At 63.9% G+C, this 2,191-nt stretch carries 1 protein-coding gene and 1 pseudogene; both read right to left on the reverse strand.

All coding sequences use genetic code 11. The annotated features are described in order from the left end of the window. Positions 1-153 precede the first annotated feature (153 nt). Positions 154-882, reverse strand: coding sequence for an IS21-like element helper ATPase IstB (gene istB, locus NKH01_RS35115; RefSeq protein ID WP_353024736.1), 729 nt, complete (start codon positions 880-882; stop codon positions 154-156). Then, positions 815-2,191 (reverse strand): annotated as a pseudogene (gene istA / locus NKH01_RS35120) (IS21 family transposase); the annotation flags it as partial. The pseudogene istA and the gene istB, both read right to left, overlap by 68 nt.

The raw sequence follows: 2,191 nt of genomic DNA on the forward strand, positions 1-2,191 counted from the left end.
CTGTCAAACGGCGTCCAAAACTGACCCCCGATCGGCGTCCAATTTTGACCCCCCTTATGTAATGCGCGGCGGTCAGCGTTCGCCCGGGCGGAGCTGGTCAGGGTTGCGCAGCCCGGGCGAGCGCGGATGGCGCTTGGCAGCTTGATGGGGTGATCAGGCGCGGTTCTTGAAGCGCCAGGATTCGTTTCCGGTCTCGATGATCTCGCAATGATGGGTGAGACGGTCGAGGAGCGCTGTCGTCATCTTGGCGTCGCCGAAGACGGCGGGCCATTCTCCGAACGCCAGGTTGGTGGTGACTATGATCGAGGTCCGTTCGTAGAGCCTGCTGATCAGGTGGAAGAGCAATTGCCCGCCGGCCTGCGCGAACGGGAGATAGCCGAGTTCATCGAGCACGACGAAGTCGAGCCGGGTGAGGTAATCGGCGATACGGCCCTGCTTGCCGCCGCGGTGCTCGGTCTCGAGCCGGTTGACGAGATCGACGACGTTGAAGAAGCGGCCACGTGAGCCGTTGCGGATCAGGGCGCGGGCAATGGCGATTGCCAGATGCGACTTGCCCGTGCCGGTGCCGCCGATGAGAACGGCGTTGCGCTGGTCGGCGACGAAGGTGCCGTTGGCAAGGTCCCGGACTAGCACCTCGTTGACCGGCGTGCCGTCGAAGTCGAACTCATCGATGTCCTTGGCGATCGGCAGCTTGGCGACAGTGAGCTGGTATTTGATGGAGCGGGCCCGCTTCTCGGCGATCTCAGCCGACAGCAGATCGCCGACGATCCTCGGCGGCTCGTGCTGGCGCTTGATGCCTGTCGCCATGACCTCGTCATAGGCGCCGCGCATCCCGTAGAGCTTCAGCGTTCCCATCAGTTCCAAAACCTGGGTGCGTTCCATCAGCTTGCCCTCCTGAGGCTGTCGTAGCGGGCGCAGTCGGCCTGCGGTTCGTGCTGCAGGCGAAGTGCGTCCGGGGTGAGGATGGTCACGGCCGGCGCCGGATCGCGCCGCCGCGCCAGGATGTTGATGATGACGGCGGATGAGCAGACATTCTGATCGAGCGCTTCCTGGCAGGCAGCTTCCACGGCATCGATGCCGTCGGTCAACACCGTGGCCAGGATCGACACCATCTGCCGATCGCCGTCATGCGCCGCCTTTAATCTGCGTCGGATACGCTCCATCGCTGGTGGCAGAGCCCAGTCCCGGAATGGCGCGCCATTGCGCAGCGCACCGGGCTTGCGGGCAAGCACAGGGACGTAATGCCAGGGATCGTAGACCGTCTCGTTGCGCCCGAAGGAGCGGGCATGTTCGGCGACGACCACGCCGTCCTGGCGGATGACGATCCTGTCGGCATAGGCATGGATCTCGACCGGGCGGCCGACGGCCGTCGACAGGACCGAGTATTTGTTGGTGTCGAAGCGCACCGTGCAGGTCTTCGATACCGAGGCGGGAACCGTGTGGAAACCGTCGAAGGGGCCGCGATACTCGACCAGCTTGCCACGCTCCTCCTCGAACACGCTCCAGATCATTCGTTCCGGTTGCTCGACGTGACGATGCGCCTTGGCGTAGGCGACGCACTTGTCATGCAGCCAGGCGTTCAGCTCCTCATAGGTCTTGAAGCGCAGCCTGGGCGTGAAGAAGCGCTCGCGCACCAGCCCGACCTGGTTCTCGACCTGACCCTTCTCCCAGCCCGACGCCGGCGTGCAGGCGACCGGCTGCACCAGATAGTGGCTGCACATCTGCAGGAGGCGGCGATTGTATTGCCGGTCCTTGCCAACAAAGATCGTTTCCACCGCCGTCTTCATGTTGTCGTAGATGCCGCGCGTGCAGGCGCCGCCGAAGAAGGCAAAGGCCCTGTCATGGGCGTCGAACACCATCTCCTGGGTCTCGCGCGGATACGCCCTGACGAACATCATGCGGCTGTGGCAGAGCCGGACATGGGCGACCTTCACGGTCACTGTCACGCCGTTGATCAGGACGATCTCGTGGCTCCAGTCGAACTGGTAGGCCTCGCCCGGCGCGAAGAATAGCGGCACATAGGCGTCCGCCATCGCCGACCCCTGCGCCTTCGCCCAGCTCTTCGCGTATCGGCGGACGGCGTCATAGCCTCCCTCGTAGCCGAGGCTGCAAAGCTCTTCGTAAATCCGGATCAGTGTCAGTTGCTCGCGCGCCGCCTTGCCACGGTTGCCATTCAAAAACCCGTCAAGCT

Source organism: Mesorhizobium sp. M1403, assembly GCF_040317695.1.
Classification (GTDB): domain Bacteria; phylum Pseudomonadota; class Alphaproteobacteria; order Rhizobiales; family Rhizobiaceae; genus Mesorhizobium.